The sequence below is a fragment of the Pseudomonas sp. efr-133-TYG-23 genome (genome assembly GCF_030209215.1).
Classification (GTDB): Bacteria; Pseudomonadota; Gammaproteobacteria; order Pseudomonadales; family Pseudomonadaceae; genus Aquipseudomonas; species Aquipseudomonas rhodesiae.
On sequence record NZ_JARVSL010000002.1, the window covers coordinates 157,941 to 176,946 of the forward strand.

Annotated in this window: 14 protein-coding genes; 1 reads left to right on the plus strand and 13 read right to left on the minus strand. The window is 59.9% G+C overall.

The window, feature by feature from the left end; translation table 11 throughout:
* Positions 1 to 162: 162 nt before the first annotated feature.
* Positions 163 to 630, plus strand: coding sequence for a hypothetical protein (locus tag QRN41_RS01435; RefSeq protein WP_167417268.1), 468 nt, complete (start codon positions 163 to 165; stop codon positions 628 to 630).
* Between the two features lie 128 nt (positions 631 to 758).
* Here QRN41_RS01435 and QRN41_RS01440 read toward each other — a convergent pair whose 3' ends face one another.
* The 13 genes from QRN41_RS01440 to yaaA all read right to left on the minus strand — a co-directional run bounded on the left by QRN41_RS01440 (position 759) and on the right by yaaA (position 18,907).
* Complete coding sequence (locus tag QRN41_RS01440) at positions 759 to 2,210, minus strand: mannose-1-phosphate guanylyltransferase/mannose-6-phosphate isomerase (protein WP_034095989.1); 1,452 nt, start codon at positions 2,208 to 2,210, stop codon at positions 759 to 761.
* Between the two features lie 149 nt (positions 2,211 to 2,359).
* Positions 2,360 to 3,016, minus strand: a complete 657-nt coding sequence (locus QRN41_RS01445; protein ID WP_034137039.1) for an alginate O-acetyltransferase AlgF — start codon at positions 3,014 to 3,016, stop codon at positions 2,360 to 2,362.
* 16 nt (positions 3,017 to 3,032) lie between these two features.
* Positions 3,033 to 4,208, minus strand: a complete 1,176-nt coding sequence (locus QRN41_RS01450) for an alginate O-acetyltransferase (protein WP_034095991.1) — start codon at positions 4,206 to 4,208, stop codon at positions 3,033 to 3,035.
* Positions 4,209 to 4,219: 11 nt separating this feature from the next.
* A complete protein-coding gene (locus QRN41_RS01455; protein WP_034095992.1) occupies positions 4,220 to 5,752 on the minus strand; it encodes an MBOAT family O-acyltransferase in 1,533 nt (510 codons plus the stop codon).
* 217 nt (positions 5,753 to 5,969) lie between these two features.
* Entirely contained in the window at positions 5,970 to 7,079 is a 1,110-nt protein-coding gene (locus QRN41_RS01460) for a mannuronate-specific alginate lyase (protein WP_285421083.1), read from the minus strand.
* An 8-nt stretch (positions 7,080 to 7,087) separates the two neighbouring features.
* The gene (locus QRN41_RS01465; RefSeq protein ID WP_034096761.1) at positions 7,088 to 8,536 is read right to left on the minus strand and encodes an alginate O-acetyltransferase; all 1,449 of its coding nucleotides are present in this window, start codon (positions 8,534 to 8,536) and stop codon (positions 7,088 to 7,090) included.
* 11 nt (positions 8,537 to 8,547) lie between these two features.
* The gene (gene algG, locus QRN41_RS01470) at positions 8,548 to 10,116 is read right to left on the minus strand and encodes a mannuronan 5-epimerase AlgG (RefSeq protein WP_167417267.1); all 1,569 of its coding nucleotides are present in this window, start codon (positions 10,114 to 10,116) and stop codon (positions 8,548 to 8,550) included.
* Positions 10,116 to 11,603 (minus strand): alginate export family protein, encoded by a 1,488-nt coding sequence (locus tag QRN41_RS01475; RefSeq protein ID WP_034095995.1) that lies wholly within the window; start codon positions 11,601 to 11,603, stop codon positions 10,116 to 10,118. Before QRN41_RS01475 ends, algG begins: the two co-directional genes overlap by 1 nt.
* On the minus strand, positions 11,600 to 12,961 hold the full coding sequence (algK, locus tag QRN41_RS01480) for an alginate biosynthesis TPR repeat lipoprotein AlgK (protein WP_034096762.1): 1,362 nt from the start codon (positions 12,959 to 12,961) through the stop codon (positions 11,600 to 11,602). The genes QRN41_RS01475 and algK overlap by 4 nt, the downstream gene beginning before the upstream one ends.
* 170 nt (positions 12,962 to 13,131) lie before the next feature.
* Positions 13,132 to 14,298, minus strand: a complete 1,167-nt coding sequence (locus QRN41_RS01485; protein WP_034095996.1) for an alginate biosynthesis protein Alg44 — start codon at positions 14,296 to 14,298, stop codon at positions 13,132 to 13,134.
* A gap of 38 nt (positions 14,299 to 14,336) precedes the next feature.
* A complete protein-coding gene (gene alg8, locus QRN41_RS01490; protein WP_034137041.1) occupies positions 14,337 to 15,806 on the minus strand; it encodes a mannuronan synthase in 1,470 nt (489 codons plus the stop codon).
* A 104-nt stretch (positions 15,807 to 15,910) separates the two neighbouring features.
* On the minus strand, positions 15,911 to 17,227 hold the full coding sequence (locus QRN41_RS01495; RefSeq protein ID WP_034137093.1) for a nucleotide sugar dehydrogenase: 1,317 nt from the start codon (positions 17,225 to 17,227) through the stop codon (positions 15,911 to 15,913).
* Between the two features lie 900 nt (positions 17,228 to 18,127).
* A complete protein-coding gene (gene yaaA / locus QRN41_RS01500; protein WP_167417266.1) occupies positions 18,128 to 18,907 on the minus strand; it encodes a peroxide stress protein YaaA in 780 nt (259 codons plus the stop codon).
* Positions 18,908 to 19,006: the final 99 nt, after the last annotated feature.

Below are 19,006 nucleotides of genomic sequence, written 5' to 3' on the forward strand. Positions count from 1 at the left end.
TCAGGAGACCTTCATACGGCTACAGAGCGGTGACGATCAACGCAGATCACTTCACGCGACGGTGTGGGAACCGGTTTGAATAAACTTCCACACAGTTTGTGCAAGGACGCCTGGCGGTCAAAAACGGAACCCAACGTTACCCTTCTAAAAGGTGAAGTACTTATGAAGATTTCAGACGCTGTTGCGAGCCTTTCCACCCCTCTCAGCGTATCCACACCCGCAGCGGCTTCCAGCCAGTCACGGGACGTTGCTCAACCGGATGCCAGCGCCCTTGAGTCGCGCTCCGGACCTCGTATGCAGAACTTGGGGCTTACAAGTTTGCGACAAACCGTTCTTCAAGGCCTCGGCGATACGATCCGTTCGCACGTATTGCCATCTTTGGTGCTTCACAGCAACGACAGTTCTAGAGACAAAGCCTTTGGAGCAGCCTTGACGTTCGCTGGTGGTATGGCGAAGGTGGCTGGCAAGAAGATGGCAGGCTCGGGTGGCCTTTCCTCTAAAGTGGCGGGTTCGGCGCTGATGTGGGGCGGCAAGGCGGCGGAGAAAATCGGCAAGGACACGTATAAAAATGCTGAGCCCAAGGATCATGGCAATTACAACGCGTTTGCCCCGCGTAACTGGGCTCGTTAACCACAGGCCCGATACCCCGCAAGGGAGTGTCTGGCTGTTTTGACGGTCATTGAACAAAAAAGCCCCCACCCAACCCACTGCGGATAGGGGACGCAATGGGTTGGGCGAGGGCTTCTTGTACGACTGTTTTACTGCGCGATAGTTTTCACCGACACGCCACGTTCGATCGGCGTCGAGCGGCCGTAGATGTCTTCGAAGCGTTCGATGTCGTCTTCGCCCAGGTAGCTGCCCGATTGCACTTCGATGATCTCCAACGGGATCTTGCCTGGGTTGCGCAGGCGATGCACCGAAGCAATCGGGATGTAGGTGGACTGGTTTTCGGTGAGCAGGAACACGTTCTCGTCACAGGTCACTTCGGCGGTGCCGCTGACCACGATCCAGTGTTCGGCGCGGTGGTGGTGCATTTGCAGCGACAGGCACGCGCCCGGCTTGACCGAGATGTGCTTGACCTGGAAGCGGCCGCCCATGTCCACCGAATCGTAGGAGCCCCACGGACGATACACTTCGCAGTGGTTCTGGGTTTCGCTGCGGCCCTGTTCGTTGAGGGTGTTGACCATCTGCTTGACGCCCTGGACCTTGTCCTTGTGGGCAATCATCATCGCGTCCTTGGTTTCCACCACCACGATGTTGTCCAGGCCGATCACCGACACCAGTTTGCCGTTGCCATGCACCATGCAGTTGCGGCTGTCCTGGATCACCACGTCGCCCTTGCTCACGTTGCCGTTGGCGTCTTTGTCGTTGACCGCCCACAACGACGCCCAGCAACCCACGTCGCTCCAACCGGCGCTCAGCGGCACTACGCAGGCGCGTTGGGTTTTTTCCATCACGGCGTAGTCGATGGAGTTGTCCGGGCAGCAGGCGAATGTCGCGTCGTCGAAGGACACGGTGTCGGCGGTCTGCTCGCTGCGTTCCAGGGTCAGTACGCAGGTGTCGTAGATGTCCGGATCGTGTTTTTTCAGCTCTTCCAGGAACCGGCTGGCACGGAACAGGAACATGCCGCTGTTCCAGAAGTAACCGCCGCTTTTGACGAACTCGACGGCGCGTTTTTCATCGGGTTTTTCCACGAACTGTTGCACGCGGCTCACGCCTTCGGGCAGCAGCGAATCGTTGGTGGACTTGATGTAGCCATAGCCGGTTTCCGGACGGGTGGCCGGCACGCCGAACAGCACCATCTCGCCACGCTCGGCGGCTACGGTGGCCAGGGCCAAGGCACGCTGCAGGGCTTTCTGATCGTCAATCACATGGTCGGCCGGCAGCACCAGCATCAGCTCGTCGCGGCCTTCGTTGACCAGCATCATCGCGGTCAGGGCCACGGCCGGTGCGGTGTTGCGGCCAAACGGTTCCATCAGGATGCGCTGGCATTCGAGCTTACGCGCGGCCAGTTGCTCGTTGACGATAAAGCGGTGGTCCTTGTTGCAGACCACGATCGGGGAGTCCATGCCTTCGAACACCAGGCGTTCCAGGGTTTGCTGGAACAGCGTGTGCTCGCCGGTCAGGGCCAGGAATTGCTTGGGGAACTGTTTACGGGAAAGCGGCCAAAGACGTGAGCCGCTACCACCGGAAAGGATTACTGGGATCATGGGTGTTTCTCCTTGAATTGATTTGGGTCAGAGCCTGTGGGAGGGGGCTTGCCCCCGAGGCGGTGTTTCAGTCGGTACATCTGTTACTGAACCACCGTCTTCGCGAGCAAGCCCGCGCCCACAGGGGGAGCGTCAATTTCAAAAGCTAATCAGCGGGTCGACACAGGGCGTTTCACCCACACTGGCGACAGACTCGAACCCGAGCCCGTGACATACAGCACCGCCGCTTCACCACGTTCCAACGCAACCGGCTTCACATCGCCGACTTTCTTGTCACCGTCATACAACGCCAGGCTCACCTTCACCGGGTTGATCTCGCGCTCGCCGCGGCCTTTGGCGGCCACCGACTTGACCACATCGGTCTTGCCATCGGCGGTTTTCAGGCTCAGGGCCTTGTCGCTGAGGTTCTGCACGCGCACCAGGGATTTCTGCTTGTTCTTGAACGGCGGTTCTTCGATCAGCTGTGGCTGACCGCTACCGCTGTTGACCAGGGTGTAGTAGTGATCGGCGGCGAGTTTGACCGGCACGGTCTGGCTGCCGACTTTGGCGCTGTAGTCACCGCCAGGCATAAAGCTGAAGTCGCTGCTGGCCAGTGGGGCCACTTCGCTCAGGTTGGTGTTGCCAACGGTGGCGCTGACTTCCTGGTTGCTGGCGTTGTAGACACGCACGAAGCTCGAACCTTTTGGCGCGGTCGGGCCGTACAGGGCGGCGTCACCACCGGCGAAGGCCGACATCGATACGACGCTCAGGCCGGCAGCGATGGCCAGAGTCTTGGCGAGACGACGAGGAGTTGTAGTGAAAGTCATGTGAGTTACCTCTCTTTCAGTTTTGCGCCCGTTCGGGCGTCTCGGATTTTTCAAGGGTGTTGAGTGCCATGTTTTGTTGGCGCGAACCGGCTTGTTTAAGTTGCGCAACCCACGATGGGTCGGCATCACCGATTTCGTTGTTGACCGGCAGATAACGTTCAGGGAACTCCCAGATCAGCACCTGGGGCGGGCTGTTCTTGAAGTCGTCGCTTTTGAGGTAGCTGAGCATCGGCAGGATCGGGCCGTGGCCGTCTTCGGCATAGCTGATTACATCGCTGCCCAAGGCTTGCTTGAGGGCGCCGACGAAGTTCCAGTTGGGGTTGGCGCTGTAGCTGGTGCCCACCAGCGCCACTGGGGTTTCGCTGTCGCTGAACAGCGCGTCGTCGCCTTTGGTTTCGGCCAGGTGCGTGACGCGTTTTTGCAGCGGCTCTTTAGGTGGCATCAGGTTTTCGAACAGCGGGTCCAAAGGCAGGAACAGACGCAGGTCGCCTTTATGCGGCTCGGTTTTTTCGGCCTCGGTGACAAAGCGCTGTGGCTCGCCACTGAGCGGGGTCTGCTCGGCAATCGCCTTGGCCAGTTGCTTGGCGGCGACTTCCGCGCCGTCCGGCGTCCAGTGGGTGTCGGTGCGCAGGAACACTTGCTTGCCGCTCAATTTGGCCTGTTGCAGCGGGCCAAGCAGGTCGGGGGCCGGGATCTTGTCGGCGGCGACACGGGCGTGGAAGTCCTGATACAGGTTGGCGTGGATGCTGGCCGGCTTCACTTCACCCAAGTGTTCTGGGTACAGGCGTACCTTGGCCGGCACGATCGCCATCACCAGTTGAATGCCCTGGGCCTTGAGCTTCTGGCGCACGCCTTCGACCAGCGCGTAGTTGCCTTCCAGGTTCTGGTCTTCGTTGACGGCGGGGTTGAACTCCTCGTCGCTGTACAGCCAGTGATCGCGGCCCAGCACCACGCCAGGACGGCCTTCGTTGAACAGCTTGTAGTCCAGCGCGGCCCACAGGTTGGTGCCCAGGCGTTTGATCGGGAACTCGTCGTCGTAGTGGGTTTCGACGGCTTTGGTCCAGCGACCGTTGAGCACAGTGGCGTCGGCGTTGGTGCTAAAGCCGAAGAAGCTGCGCAGCGACCAGGCGCCCAGTGCCAACAGCAGCACCAGGAACAGGCCGATATAGAGGACGCGTAATGAACGGGTCATGGTCGGCTCCCTCAGAATTGGAAGTAAAGGAACGGCGAGAAACTCTGCGCCGACAGTTTGAGAATCGACGCGACGAACAGCAGCAGCACCGCAGCGCGCATGGCGTAGCGTGGCCAGTCAGCGGTCCAGTAGGCCGGTTGCACGGCAGCGTCCTGGCCCACGGTGAAGCCGGGCTGGTGGATGCTGCCGGGGTTGTCGCCCGGTACGGCCTTGATCAGGCTCGGGTCGGCTGGCTTGGTTTTGTCGGCGGGGCGGTTGGTGTAGAAGTCGCGCAGGCCGAAGAACGCCAACGTCGCATACGCCACCACCAGGGTTGCCACTTGCAGGCCAGTGAGGCTGGCGCGGTTGAGTTCCGACAGCGACCACTCGCCAAAGCTGAACATCGCACCGTACATACGGCCGGCGACGTGCAGGTTTTCGGCGCGGAAGATCACCCAACCCATCACCACCAGCAGGAAGGTGAAGGCCCAGCGCAGCACATTGAAACTGCGCGGCGCGGTGTTCAGGCCGATGGCTTTTTCGATCGCCAGCCACATGCCGTGCCAGGCGCCCCACACGATGTAGGTGATGTTCGCGCCGTGCCACAGGCCACCGAGCAGCATGGTCAGGAACAGGTTGCGATAAGTGATCAGCGTGCCTTTACGGTTGCCGCCCAGGGTGATGTAGAGGTAGTCACGCAGCCAGGTCGACAGGCTGATGTGCCAGCGGCGCCAGAACTCGGTGATCGACTGGCTGATATACGGCTGTTTGAAGTTTTCCATAAAGCGGAAACCCATCATCAAGCCCAGGCCAATGGCCATGTCGCTGTAGCCGGAGAAATCGAAGTACAGCTGCGCGGTATACGCCAGCGCGCCGAGCCAGGCATCCCCGGTGGTGGGGTTTTGCAGGGCGAAGCAATGGTCGGCCACCACCGCCAGGGTGTCGGCGATAAAGACTTTCTTGATAAAACCCTGCATGAACCGCGTGCAGCCCTCGGAGAACTTATCCAGGGTGTGGGTGCGGTTGTTGAACTGGTCGGCCAGGTCGCGGAAACGCAACACCGGGCCGGCGATCAGGTGCGGGAAAATCGCCACGAACGCCGCAAAGTCGATGAGGTTGCGCGTGGCCGGGGTGTCGCCACGGTACACGTCGATGATGTAGCTGATGGACTCGAAAATGTAGAACGAGATACCGATCGGCAACAGCACGTGGGTCAGGATGAACGGCTCCAGGCCCATCGACTTCATCATCACGTTGATGCTGTCGACACCGAAGTTGGCGTACTTGAAGTAGCCGAGGATGCACAGGTCGACGGCCACGCCGAGCAGCAGCCAGCGTTGGGCCGGTTTGGTGCGCACACCGGCGGCACCGACCTTGAGGCCGATCCAGTAATTCCACAGCGTCACGGCGGCGAACAGCGCCAGGAAGTCCACTCGCCACCAGGCGTAGAACACGTAGCTGGCAATCAGCAGCAGCAGATTGCGATAGCGTTGCCCGCTCAAGTAATACAAGCCGAGAAAGATCGGCAAGAACAGAAACAGGAACACATTGGACGAGAAAACCATCCCGATCTCTCCATGTTTAACCAACAGTCAAGGGCCAGAGCCCCCCCCAAACCCCCCACGAAAAAACGGGAGGCGGTACTACATTCCTACTGACGAAACCGGCTCAAAAATGTGGGAGGGGGCTTGCCCCCGATGGCGGTGTAACAGTCGCCATCTGTGTTGAATGACACCCTGCTATCGGGGGCAAGCCCCCTCCCACATTTTTTACCGAGTTCGCTCAGGAACCTTTGTTGCCTTTTTCATGCGTCGGGTCGTAGACCTTGGTCAGGTCACCCCCGAGGCGGAAGGTCTTGAACGGCTGCATGCCATGCTTGCGTTCGATCACATCCGGTGCACAGGTGTAGAGGTTGCAGAACGGTTCGAGCCAGGCGAATTTCATGGCCTGCTTCAGGTCCTTCATGTCCTGTTCCTTGCCGTTCTTCTGCTCGAAGATTTCCGGGTCTTTCACCCCGGCCAGCACCTTGTCGCCCAGGCGCTTGAGCGCGCTGTTGTTTTCCTGGCGCAGGTCCACGCCGTTGACCAGGGCGAAACTGGCGATCATCGACAGCGGCGGCAAGGCGTAGTTGTGGTACGACAGCGCGCGTTGCTGGCGCTTTAATTCGTTAGGCAGGAAACCTTGGTCGTCGACCTGGTTCACACCGACCTTGTATTCCTTCACCGCCCAATCGAACAGGTCGCGGCGGTTGGTGGCGATGGAGGTTGCCATCACCGACCAGGCGGCCCAGTAGGAGTGGTTGTTGGTCTTCTCCAGCGGCAGGTTGTCCCAGTCGCTCACTACCTGATCGGCCAGTTTGTTGAACCAGGCTTCGATCAGCTGCGACTCCTGCTGGTGGTTGGCCAGCGGGTGCGAGTCGGAGAACTTCAGGCGCACATAGGCCGAGGCCATGCTGCCCAGCGCCCATTTGCGCATGGACTTGCCGGTGTGGTTGAAGTCCTTGGACATCAGCGCATCGGCCTTGGCCCAGGACACCAGCCAGTTCAACGTGCATTCGAGCTGCTCCGGACGACCGTCGCGCATGAACTGCATCACGCGCTTGCTGGTGTCTTTTTCCAGCTTGGTAATGTCAGCGGTGCTGTCGCGGAACGCCTGCTCGGACTGCACATTCAGCGTGGCGCGTGCCTTGTCCGAACCTTCGTACTTGCTGCGAAATTGCAGCGGCCCGGTGTAGGGCGTGGGCATGGTGTCGCAGTTTTCCTTGAAGTCGCCGGTCTTGAACGCTTCGATCGGTGCGAAATAGCCCTGGGGCGGACGCAGCGGCGCGGCGGCGTTGACGGAGCCGGCGAACATCGCCAGGCCCAGCAGGGTAGGGAGCATCAGCTTTTGCATAAGTAACCTCACTTCCCGAGTTGGGCGGTCTGTTGACCACCGCTTGGGAATACGTTGCGTGTGCAAATTTTCGCTTCGACCTTCTGCGCAGCAGTGCCCTTTTCCGGGCCCTGCACTTCCACGGCCAGCAAGTTCTGCGAGGCCCAGTCTTCGTCGGTGCGCAGTTCAAAGGCGAAACGCCCGTCTGTATCGGATGTTTCGGGTTTCTCGATCTTGATGTCCTCGTGGCGCCCGTTCATGTACCAGAGGGTGGCTTGCAGGGTTTTCACCGAGGTGTCGGCGAAGCGGATGTCGACCTGATGGTTGGCGTTGCGCAGGTCTTTGTTCGAACTGTTGACCAGCAATTCGTTCTTGCCCGGTTTCAAGGTGGCGCTGGCGCTCATCTGCGCGGGCTTGCCTTCGCAGCCGTTGTCCAGCAGCGACATCATCTGGCGGTAGATGGTCTCCTGGTCGAGGCGATACAGCGGTGAGAATTCCCAGATCAGGATTTTCGGGGGGCTTTTCTGGAACTCGTCGCTGCCCAGGTACTGCAGCATCGAGCCTTCCAGGCCGCCGCCGGGGAAGGCGACGTTGAGGATGTCGGCGCCGATTTCTTCTTCCAGGAACCCGGCGAAGTTGTAGTTCTTGCCGCTATGGCTGGTACCCACCAGGGTGATCTGCGGGTTGCCGGAATCGCCGAACAGGTCGCCGTCGCCCGCTTCGCCCTTAGGCTCGGTGGTGAACTGGTCCATGTACTGGATCGCGTAACTGGTGCCGCACAGTTGCCCGGCCATGTTGTGCAGGGTGCCGGTCTTGCCCATGCGCCCGGAGCGCTTGGTTTCGAATTCACGCTTGGGAATATCGGCGAATTCCGGCATTTGCTTGACCTTGGCCGCGACGATTTTCGCGGTGCGCTGGGCGCCGTATGGGGTCCAGTGTTGGTCGCCACGGAAGTAGAAATCGTGGGCCGGTAGTTCGTCGGGCAACTGCTCGTTGGTCAGCGGCGACAGGTCCGGCACCACGTAACCCATCTTGGCGAAACGGCCGAGCATGGTCTTGTAGTTGGTCAGGGCCTTGTCGAAGTCGTACGAGGCTTTCTCTGCGGGATTGAGCTTGTTGCGGTTCACCAAGCCACGGGTCGGCTGGTAGACCACCACCAGTTCCACGCCTTTGCTTTTGAACGCGTCATGCAACTGCTGCATGCGCTTGTAGCCGGCCGGGGTGGTGTCGAACTCGGTGCGCAGGTCCTCCTGGGTACGGAACAGCCAGTCGCCCTGGGCTTGCACCAGGGTGGTGAAGTTCTGCTGGTAGCGCGTGGTGTAGTTCTTCGCGTCGTGGGCGGCCGGGCACAGGCTGCAGCACGGTTCGGCGGTAAAGGTCGGTGCCTTGACTTCGTCGGCGCGCACGCCCTGGCTGGCCGCGAGCAGGCCGAGGGTCAGACCCGAGAGGCTCAGCAGTTTGATCATGTGTGGGTGCATAAGGGTCATCCTCAGTCCTGCATTTCGGTCTGGCGTTCGACAGGGTCGATCAGCACGGCTTTCTGCTGGCGCACCAGCAGGTCGAGAATTTCTTCCTGGCGATCGCCGAGGACGCCGGAGAAGCTGATACCGCTGGATTTGGTCGGCGCCAGCATCGACACGCGATACAGCTCGATACTCAACGGCGAGTCGATGGACAGCGGCCCGCTGCCGTTCCCCGCCAGTTCCCCGCCGACCACGATCAGGGAAACCTTGGCGTCGAACGGGTCGAGGGCGATGTCGCGGTCGGTGTCGGTCAAGTCCTTGATGTGGCCGTAGACGCCGGTCAAACCGTTGGCCATCGCGACGTTTTCGTACAGCTTGATGTTTACGCTGTTACGCACGCGGATGCCGTGGCGGCGGTTACTGATCACCTTGTTGCCCCACAGCAGGTTGTCGCCGCTCTCATAGAGGGTGATGCCGTCGGTGTGGTTGCGGTAGATCTCGTTGTCGGCGATCAGGTTGTTGACGCTGTTACGGTCGATCACCAGGCCCGAGAGTTTGTTGTCGTAGCTTCGGTTGTTGAAGATGAAGCTGTCGTTCACTTCCCGGGAAATGATGATGCCGTGCTTTTTCTTGGTGCCGTAGACGGTGTTGTCCGCAATGATCAGGCCGTGGGAACGGTCGTGGGGGTCAATGCCGTAGACGATGTTGTCTTTGTAGGTATTGCCCTTGATCACAAAGCCGGTGGTCTCGTAGCAGTAGAAGCCGTACCACATGTCCGAGAACTCGGAATCGATGATCCAGCCGGTCGGCTCAGGGCGCTTGAGCACCTTGGCCATGTTCGGCGTGTACTGGGAAATACTCACCCCGTACGACTTACTGTTGGCGTAGCCGAAACTGGCCATTTTGCTGTTGGCGACGTAGGTCTCGGTGCCGCCCCAGGCCAGCAGGAACGGGCGGAATTCCTTGGGCGACTTGAACAGCGCCGGGCCATTGGCCTTTTCGCTCCAACCGGTGATTTTGGTGTCGCGCACAAACAGCTGGCCGTCGTTGATCAGGAACGAACCGCCTTCCTGGGACAGGCGCAGCTCTTGGGTGCGCTTGTCGATTTCGAGGATGCCCTTGCGCCCGACCACGATCGGCAACTTGGCCAGGAACACGCCCGGCGAGGTTTCGCTCAGGTACTGCTTGGGCACTTTGCCCAGCAGGTCCTTGAGGTTCATGTAGCCGTCGTCGATAAAGATCGCCTGGGGAATGCCATGCTGGCGCACCACCCATTCGGCCATCTTGTTATCGCCGCCGATAAAGTCCTTGAGCGCGTCTTCCTGCATCATGCGACGGATGCTGATTTTGCCCGGCTTGGTGCGTACGATCTTTTTTTCCATGGCCGCGGCGGTGTAGCCCGACAGGTCGGGCAGGGCCGGCTTGGCCATTTCCAGCGGCGCGGTCGGCGGGCTGGAAATGGTGTAGGTCTTGGCCTGTTGCAGTTCCTTGGCGATGGTCGGCGCCTTGGCCGTCGTATCGGCAAACGCGGTGGTACTGGCCACCAGCATTGCCGCGACGAGTAGGCTTTGAGCATTCATTGCGCAGGCTCCCATCAGAATTTCCAGATCACGTCGACAAACGCGCGATGCATGTACGAGTCGACCTGGCTGCCGTAGGCGTCACCCGGTTTGAACACACCCGCACGCAAACGCACCAACGCCGACGGCTCGTCGATCGACTGGCTGAGCGCGGCCGGCAGCAAGCCGGTCTTGAAGTACTTGGTGACCACCAGGTCCATCTCCTGACCCAGGTCTTTCTTTCCGTCTTCCAGCGGCAGGGACGTGCTGGAGAGGATCGCGCCGGTCACGTCGTCGGTGTTGTTTTGCACCGCGTCGATACCGTTGCTGCCCACTGGCTTGTTGCCGTCCACGCGCCAGAACTTGTGGTACACCAGGCTGGCGTCGTAGTCCTCACGCAGTTGCCACGAACCGAACAGGCTCATGGATTGCATGTTGTTCATCTCGCCGCGAAACGCTTCGCCGAAGCGATGCACACGGGATTGGGTGCCGGTCCAGTTCGAACGGTTGCTCTGCAGGCCGTTCTGTTCGTATTCGGCGCTGGCGCGGGCATAGGCCGCACCCACTTGCCACTGCGGGTCGAGACGCAGGCGGATACCCAGGTCGGTGGCCCAGCCGTTCACGTTATCGCTGCGCTTGGCCTGGTCCGGGCGGCTGCCGTCTGCTTTGAGGGCGTTGACCGTGTCGCGGTCGCCCTGCATACCGGTGACGCTGGCCCAGTAGTTGACGGTGTTGGTGTTGCGCCAGTTGTAGGCGTCGCTGTTGGCTTCGATGCCGAGCCAGGTCAGGTCGCCGTTCTCGCGCTTATCCAACGAGTCGGTGGGCACGCCCGGTTCCGGGTAATCCAGCTTGCCGTCGTCATGGGTGTGATGGCCGCGCAGGCCGATCCACTGGCCCGGCATCCACTGGTAGGAGGCGTCGGCGTAGAAGTGCTGGCGGTCCTTGTCCTTGGGCGACAGTTCCTTGAGGTCGGTGCGGTATTCGCTGAAGCGTTCGGCGGCGCCCACATTGGCTTTGAGCAAAGTGGTGTCGAAGGTCCAGTTCAGCGCTTCGATATTGGTGTCGCGCCATTGGCCGTCGTCGTTGCGCAGGCGCTGGCGGCCGAACTTGAGGATCTCGCCGGGGTAGGGCGTGAAGCCGCTGTAGCCAACCCAGAACTCACGCATCGCCAAGTAGTTTTTCTTGGCTTTGCGGTCGTCATTGGTGGTGGGCTGGTCTGCGTCATCGGCCGACTGTTGCAGGGTGTCGGTCTCGATAATGTCGCTGGACACCACCGCCTGGCCCATGGCGTAGGCGCTCCAGTTGCCGCTTTCGCCGTAGATCCACGGGCGCAGGTCCAGGCCGACGCCGTTGACGTCGCCGCCTTTCTGGGTGCCCAGGTCGCGGTCGTCTTCGGATTGCGCGGTGGCTTTGACTTCCAGGCCGAAATTTTTGGCTTCGGTCAGCGCGGCCAGGGTCGGGCACGACCACAGCAGGGCGAAGGTCAGGCCAATACCGGCCTTGACGAATGGGTTGAGCTTCATAGGGATTCCTCGCCGTCTTCTTCTTGCAGGGCGTGCAGTTGCAGCGTGCTTTGGGCCAGGGTGCCGCGCGCTGCCAGCTCCTGTTGCACCAGGCGTTGGCCTTGGGCGCGTTGTTCCGGAGTCAGCGGGGCTTCGAGCTGGGCGGCCAGGTCATTGGCCTCCGGCGTGTCCTGGGCCTTGGCCAACTGGCTGAAGACATAGGCATTGACGGGGTCGGGCTTGGTGCCCTTGCCTTGGGAAAACAATTGGGCGATGGCGAAATCGGCGCTGTTCTGGCCGTTGCGCGCAGCGGTCAGCAAGTGGTCCAGGGCCTTTTGCGGGTAGACCTTGCCCAGGTAGCCACGGCGATAGATCTGGCCGAGGTAGTAATCGGCGGCCACTTCCTTGCCCACGGCTTTTTCGAAATGCGCTTCGGCGGCCTTGGCATCGGCCGGCACCCACTTGCCTTCGTAGTAGAGTTTGCCGAGCAACAGTTCAGCGCGCGGCTGGTCGGCGGCGCGGCCGTTGTCCAGGTATTTCATCATTTGGTCGACGTCGCCCAGTTCGGGGAAGTCGTAGAGCAGTTGCGCCAGGCTGACCCAGGACGCGGGGTAGCCGGGGGCGATTTTTTCCAGCAGCGCCTGGGCCGTCTTTTCGTCGGTCTTGCCCAGGGAGGCATCACCCAATACGCGGGCAACGCTGTCGACCCGTTGAGCGGTGACGGTGCCACGGCTGTAGCCGGCTTCCATCTGCTTGAGCAGTTCGGCTTGTTTTTCTGGCTCGGCTTTCTTCTGGTAGACCGTAGCCAATTCGACGTAGCAAATATCGGTGGTGTTCAGCGCGGCTTTGCAGATGCGCTCCACATCATCCAGATGCTGATCGTAGGTGTTCTGGGTGCGATACAGCAGCACCTGGGCCAGGCCCGCTTCCGGATAACCCGCCGCCTGCCACTGACTGATCTGCTGCTGGGCATTCACATTGGGAAAGCTGTGAGGGTATTGCAGGTACAGCATCGCCAGTGGAATCAGGGTGTTGCCTTCGCCATTGGCAAAGGCTTTTTTCAGCAGGGTTTCGGCTTCGTGGTGCTCGGCCTCGGTGGCGCCGGGCTTGGCCACCAGCAGGCGACCCAGGCGCGCCTGGGCGCGGGGCGAAGTATCCGCTGCGGCGCGGTACGTGGCCTCGGCCTGTTTGATCTGCGCCGGGTCACGAGTGCCAACCTGGATATCGGCCAAGCCCACTTGGGCCTCGCTGTAACCCAGGTCGGCCAGTTGCTGGTAGTTCTGCTGCGCGGTGACGGTGTCGCCGCGCTTGAGCGCTTCATTGGCCAGGCGTTGGTCGGGCAGGCCAACGCAACCGGCCAGCGAGATGGCCAGGGCCAGCGCACAGTAGGCCGAGGCGAAGTGGGATTTGCGCTGTGCGGGAGATGGCTTGCCTGCGAGCGTATCGGCGCGGTCAGCCTGGTAAACCGAGTCGCCAGCATCGCGGGCAAGCCCGGCTCCCACAGGGGCCAGTGTTGTTGTCGAGATAAGGTTCACAGGCATGTCCTCGCTTACAGACCGTGAGCCATGGCTTTGTCGATCAGCCAGTTCAGCGATGGGCCGCGGTCGCTGATCACTTCCACCGGGCGGCCGGCGTAGGTGCTGTCCAGCGGGGCATCAGGCTTGATCTGCACGCGGATGTCGGAGGACAGGTCGGCGCTGTTCAGGCTGGTGCTGCTGACGATGGTGCCGGTGCGGGTCTGTTCTTCGTCGGCGACCTGGAAGCTCACCGGTGTACCTGGGCGCACGTCGGCGAACTGGCGATAAGTGAAGCGCGCTTCGACGTTGGCTTCGCTGCCGCGTGGTACCAGTTGGAAGATCACATCGCCCTTGCTGGCGTATTGGCCGTCGGCGACCAGTTGCTGCGCCACCACGCAATCGCAGGGCGAAGTCAGGGTGCCGGTCATTTGCTTGCCGAACAGCTCTTCGACTTTGGCCGGTTGCAGTTGGTCTTCGTCGAGGTGGCCTTTGAGCACATCGAGCATGCTGGTGCTGAAGGTGGCCAGTGGTGCGCCCTTGGCGGCGACCGCATCACCTTTGAGCAGGCTCTGCACGGTGCCGTCGCGCGGCATGGTCACGTTCATGCCCGGTACGCTGACCAGGCCGGCCTGGGCGTGGCTGACAAAGTACATGCTGTAGATCGACTTGAAGACAAACCCGAACGCTGCCAGGCCCACCAGGAAGATCGCCAGGCTGAAGGTCACGGCGCGCAAGCGACCGAAGGCGCTCATGTTGCTGCCGCCGTCCTTGACCTTGCGCGCCTTGGTGAAGTTGTCGCGCTGCAGAGTCGCCAGCACGTCGCCCATGGTCACGATGTCACCGGACAGGTGCGAGGTAATCAGGTGGCGCAGGGTGGAAATATCCTGGGCGTCGAGGTTCTGGAACTGGCAACCGGTGCGGCCGGTCTGGCGGTCGTAGGAGCGAATCTGCAGCTCGACGTCCATGGCCAAGCCAAGGTTATCGATGACGAATTGCAGACGACCCTTGTGCACTTCACCCACGTTCAGCGGCTGGGTGGCGGTGAACGCCAGGCCGCCGGCGGACAGGTCGATCACCCGTGCTTCGGTCTGGCTGCGGTCGGTGTTGAAGAAGCGCAGCTTGGCCGGGATTTTGACCCGGGCGTGCTGACGCTGGGCTTCGGATTCGTGGACAACGTTGGCGTTTACTTGGCTGTTCATGACGGTGTAATTCCTAGGTTAATTCAGGCTTGGCTGGGTCAGACCATCATCAGCAACACGGCGACGAAAATGCTGCCGGCGGAGAAGGTCATGGTCCGAGACGACCAGGTGTTGAACCAACGTTGAAAGCTGGCCAAATCGCGGGTCAGTTTGGTGTCCTGGCGGGTCCAGGACTGTTGATCAAGGCGGAAGAACACGTAGATCTTCACCAACGCGCCCATGATCTGGTTGTAATAGAGAATCAGTGGGTAGGCCGGGCCGATCTTGTGGCCGGAGCACGAAAGCAGCAGGGTCAGGATCAGGCGGGTGATGCCGATCCACAGCAGGTACGCGAGGATGAATGCGCCGCCGTACTTGAAGGTGGCGATGATTGCCACGGTCAGGCCGAGCAGCGAAGTCCACATGGACACGCGCTGATCGAACAACACGATGCTGGTGAACAGACCCAGGCGACGCACACCCAGGCCCAGGGCACGGGAGTTCTGACGCAGGTTGTTGCCGTACCAGCGGAACATCAGCTTGCGGCTGGCCTTGATAAAGCTCTTTTCCGGCGGGTGTTCCACGGTGTTGATCGCGGCATCCGGCACGTAGAAGGTGTCGTAGCCCAGGCGCATCAGGCTGAACCAGCTGGACTTGTCATCACCGGTGAGGAACTTGAAGCGGCCCAGGCGCCAGTGTTGCAGCGAGTCGCTTTCCACGTCGGCGATAAAGCCCGGGTCGGTGACCACGCTGGCGCGGAATACCGACATACGACCGGTCATGGTCAGTACGCGCTTGGACAGGGCCATGGAACACATATTGATGTGGCGTTGGGCGAAGCGCAGCTTGTGCCACTCGCTCATGATGTAACCGCCGCGCACTTCGCAGAACTCGTTGGTGGTCAGGCCGCCGACGTTGCCGAACAGCTGGAACCACGGCACGGTCTTGCGCACAACGCCTTCGGCGAGCACGGTGTCGCCGTCGATCACCGCCACGACCGCGCGGTCATCCGGCAAGTGACGCGAAATAGCACGGAAACCGAAGGCCAGGCCGTCGCGCTTGCCGGTGCCAGCGATACGCACAAAGTCGAGCTTGACGTGTTCTGGTGGGTTCATCTTTTCCCACAAGCTCTTGACCAGCAGCTCATCGGACATTTCCACCAGCGAGCAAACCACCGTGGTCGGGAAACCACAGTCGATCGCTTCACGGATCACCGAGCTGTACACCTGGGCGGTGGTCAGGGCATCGATGCGAAAACTGGTGACCATCAAAAACACATGGGACGGGTCGGCGGCCTTGCCCAGCTTGCGGACTTTGCGGCGCAGGTGCGGGTAGACCACATACAGGAACAGCATGCCGCGAAAGAAATGCGTAGCACCCATCGAGTAGCGCCAGATACCGACGGCGCCAATCAGGAAAATAAAATTCTTCGACTCGGAGTCGAATGTGCTGGCTGGCAAAGCCAGAGCTAGAAGCGCTAAAAGCGCCAGAAATACTAGCCAGCCAGTAGCTTGGTTTAACCGTTGCATATTTGTGTCCGTCACGGGGGAGTAGGGCCACAAGCGGCAAGCTATAAGCTGAAAAACGATCGCTTCTAACTTGCCGCTTGCCGCTTGAAACTAGCCGCTGCCCCTTACCAACAGATGCCTTCAGTACGGCCGCTCGCGCTGGTTGCCTTGGACATGAAGCCCACCAGATCGACCACTTGCTTACCTTCCGGCGCGTTATGGGCCAGGGAGCGGAACTTCTCGTCGCGGTTGCCCAGGATGATCACGTCGGAGTTGTTGATCACATCGTCGAAGTCCGAGTTGAGCAGGGACGACACGTGAGGGATCTTGCCTTCGATGTAATCCTTGTTGGCGCCGTGAACACGCGCGTATTCGACGTTGCTGTCGTAGATGCTCAGGTCGTAGCCCTTGCCGATCAGCATCTCGGCCAGCTCGACCAGCGGGCTTTCACGCAGGTCATCGGTACCGGCCTTGAAGCTCAGGCCCAGCAGGGCGACTTTGCGTTTGTCGTGGCTGGAGACGATGTCGAAGGCGTTCTGCACCTGGGACTCGTTGCTGCGCATCAGGGAGTTGAGCAGCGGTGCTTCCACGTCCAGGGAGCCGGCGCGGTAGGTCAGGGCGCGAACATCTTTTGGCAGGCACGAGCCGCCGAAGGCGAAACCTGGGCGCATGTAGTACTGGGACAGGTTGAGGGTCTTGTCCTGGCAGACCACTTCCATCACTTCGCGACCGTCGACGCCGACCGCCTTGGCGATGTTGCCGATTTCGTTGGCGAAGGTAACTTTGGTGGCGTGCCACACGTTGCAGGTGTACTTGATCATCTCGGCCACGGCGATGTCCTTGCGGATGATCGGTGCGTCGAGTTCTTCGTACAGCGACTGCAGGACATCGCCGGAGGCTTTGTCGAACTCGCCGATAACGGTCATCGGTGGCAGGTCGTAGTCGGCGATGGCGGTGGATTCACGCAGGAATTCCGGGTTGACCGCAACACCGAAGTCGACGCCGGCTTTCTTGCCGGAGCAGTCTTCGAGGATTGGGATCACCACGTTGGCGACGGTGCCCGGCAACACGGTGCTGCGCACCACGATGGTGTGGCGGGTGGTCTTGTCACGCAGGACAAAACCGATCTCGCGGCATACCGATTCGATGTAGTTGAGTTCCAGATCGCCGTTTTTCTTGCTCGGCGTGCCGACGCAAATCATCGACAGGTCGGTATCGCGGATGGCTTCGGCGAAGTTGGTGGTGCCGCGCAGTCGACCCGTTTGGATACCCTGGCTCAACAGTTCGCCCAGACCCGGTTCAACAATTGGCGATTTGCCAGCGTTGATCAGGTCGATCTTTTCCTTGGAGATGTCCACGCCGACCACTTCGTGGCCACGGGCAGACAGGCAACCGGCACAGACTGCGCCAACGTAACCCAAACCAAATATGCTGATGCGCATCGCATTTACCTCATTGTCATTGAAGACGGTGTTAATCATGCCAATAGATGGCCGGAGTTCATGTTTGCAAGCGTCACTGTTTCCACGGAAGTTAGGCGAATAGACGCCGACTTACCGTGTACAGGCATGTTAAATAGTGAGTGACTAACTATTGCACTCAAGTTGTGCGCAACGTGGCCTTGTTATTGGGGCTTGCCCTCAAATGCAGCCGGCCTTCCTGGGAGAAGGGCCTGGCGCCAGTGCCGCAGAGCTTTGATACGGGCAATAAGCCTATAGATATCAAAGCTTTGGGATGTATCACTGACCCATTGGGGTAAGCACGACCTTGGCCTTATAGTTCGTGGCAATAATTCCTTATCGCCGCCTTTAACTAGTCAGTTGGTAATATGACCCATGAGTCGAAGTTGAATATGACAACTTCGCTACTTCCGTTGGTCGCCATGTAAGTCATCTCCTACAGAAACAGAGAATTTCGTTACCGGTGGTATGAGCGGCGCTTTAGGATGAAGTTCCTAGCCACTCATCCTGTTTCCTGAAATTTCTTGAAATATGAGGGGAGATGGCACTAGTACTATATTGATAGCACTTGCTATTTGGGCCAGTAGTTGTGGGGAGTTGGCACGCGGGGATAGTTTTGTGCCACTAGTGTTAAAAAAAACGGGTGCCACTACGAAAAAAATTGATGAATGTCGAGTGAAACTATTGATAGGGTTGTGTCGTGATATTTTTTGACGTCAAATAAATGACGATTTTCGATGTGAAGGGCGAACAGAAATGTGGAAGGGGTTTGCTCCCTATTGCTTTGTGTCAGTCAATTTATATATCGACTGATGCGCTGCCATCGGGGGCAAGCCCCCTCCCACATTTGCATTTTTTTGTCTGAGAGAGGCGGGTACGGCCTTATTCCGGTGCGTGGTCGCGCAGAAACACCAGGTTGTCCGGCTTGGACTGCTCCGCATTGAAGCGGTAGCCCTGTACATCAAACCCCTTGAGATTTTCGGGGTCATTGATGCGTTCTTCGATCACAAAACGGCTCATCATGCCGCGCGCCTTTTTTGCGTAGAAACTGATGATTTTGTACTGGCCGTTTTTCAGGTCCTTGAACTCGGTGTTGATGATCCGCGCGTTCAGGGCCGTGCGTTTGACCGCCGAAAAGTACTCATTGGACGCCAGGTTGAGCAGCAAATCGTCACCTTGGGCGGCCAGGGCTTCGTTGAGCCATTCGCTGATGCGTGTGCCCCAGAAGGCGTACAGGTCCTTGCCACGGGCGTTGGCCAGTTTGGTGCCCATTTCCAGACGATACGGCATCATCAGGTCCAGCGGGCGCAGCAAGCCATACAGGCCCGAGAGCATGCGCAGGTGGTCCTGGGCGTAGCTGAAATCGGCGTCGCTAAACGTTTCCGCGTTCAAGCCGGTATACACGTCGCCCTTAAAGGCCAGCAGGGCCTGCTTGGCGTTTTCGGGGGTGAAGGCGGGCGTCCAACTGCCAAAGCGCGCGGCATTCAGGCCGCCGATCTTGTCGGACACGTGCATCAATTCGCTGATCTGCGCCGGGCTGAATTCGCGCAGTTGCTCGATCAGTTCCTGTGAGTGATCCAGGTACTGCGGCTGGGTGAAGCGCGCAGTGACCGGCTTTGACTCGAAATCGAGGGTTTTGGCGGGGGAAATCACCATCAGCATGAAGTTGGCTCCTGTAATCGTGGGCGCGATTCTAGGGGCTTGGGCGATTTGACTCCACCTATGATGGCGATAGGCGCGATCCGCTATGATGGCCGGTAG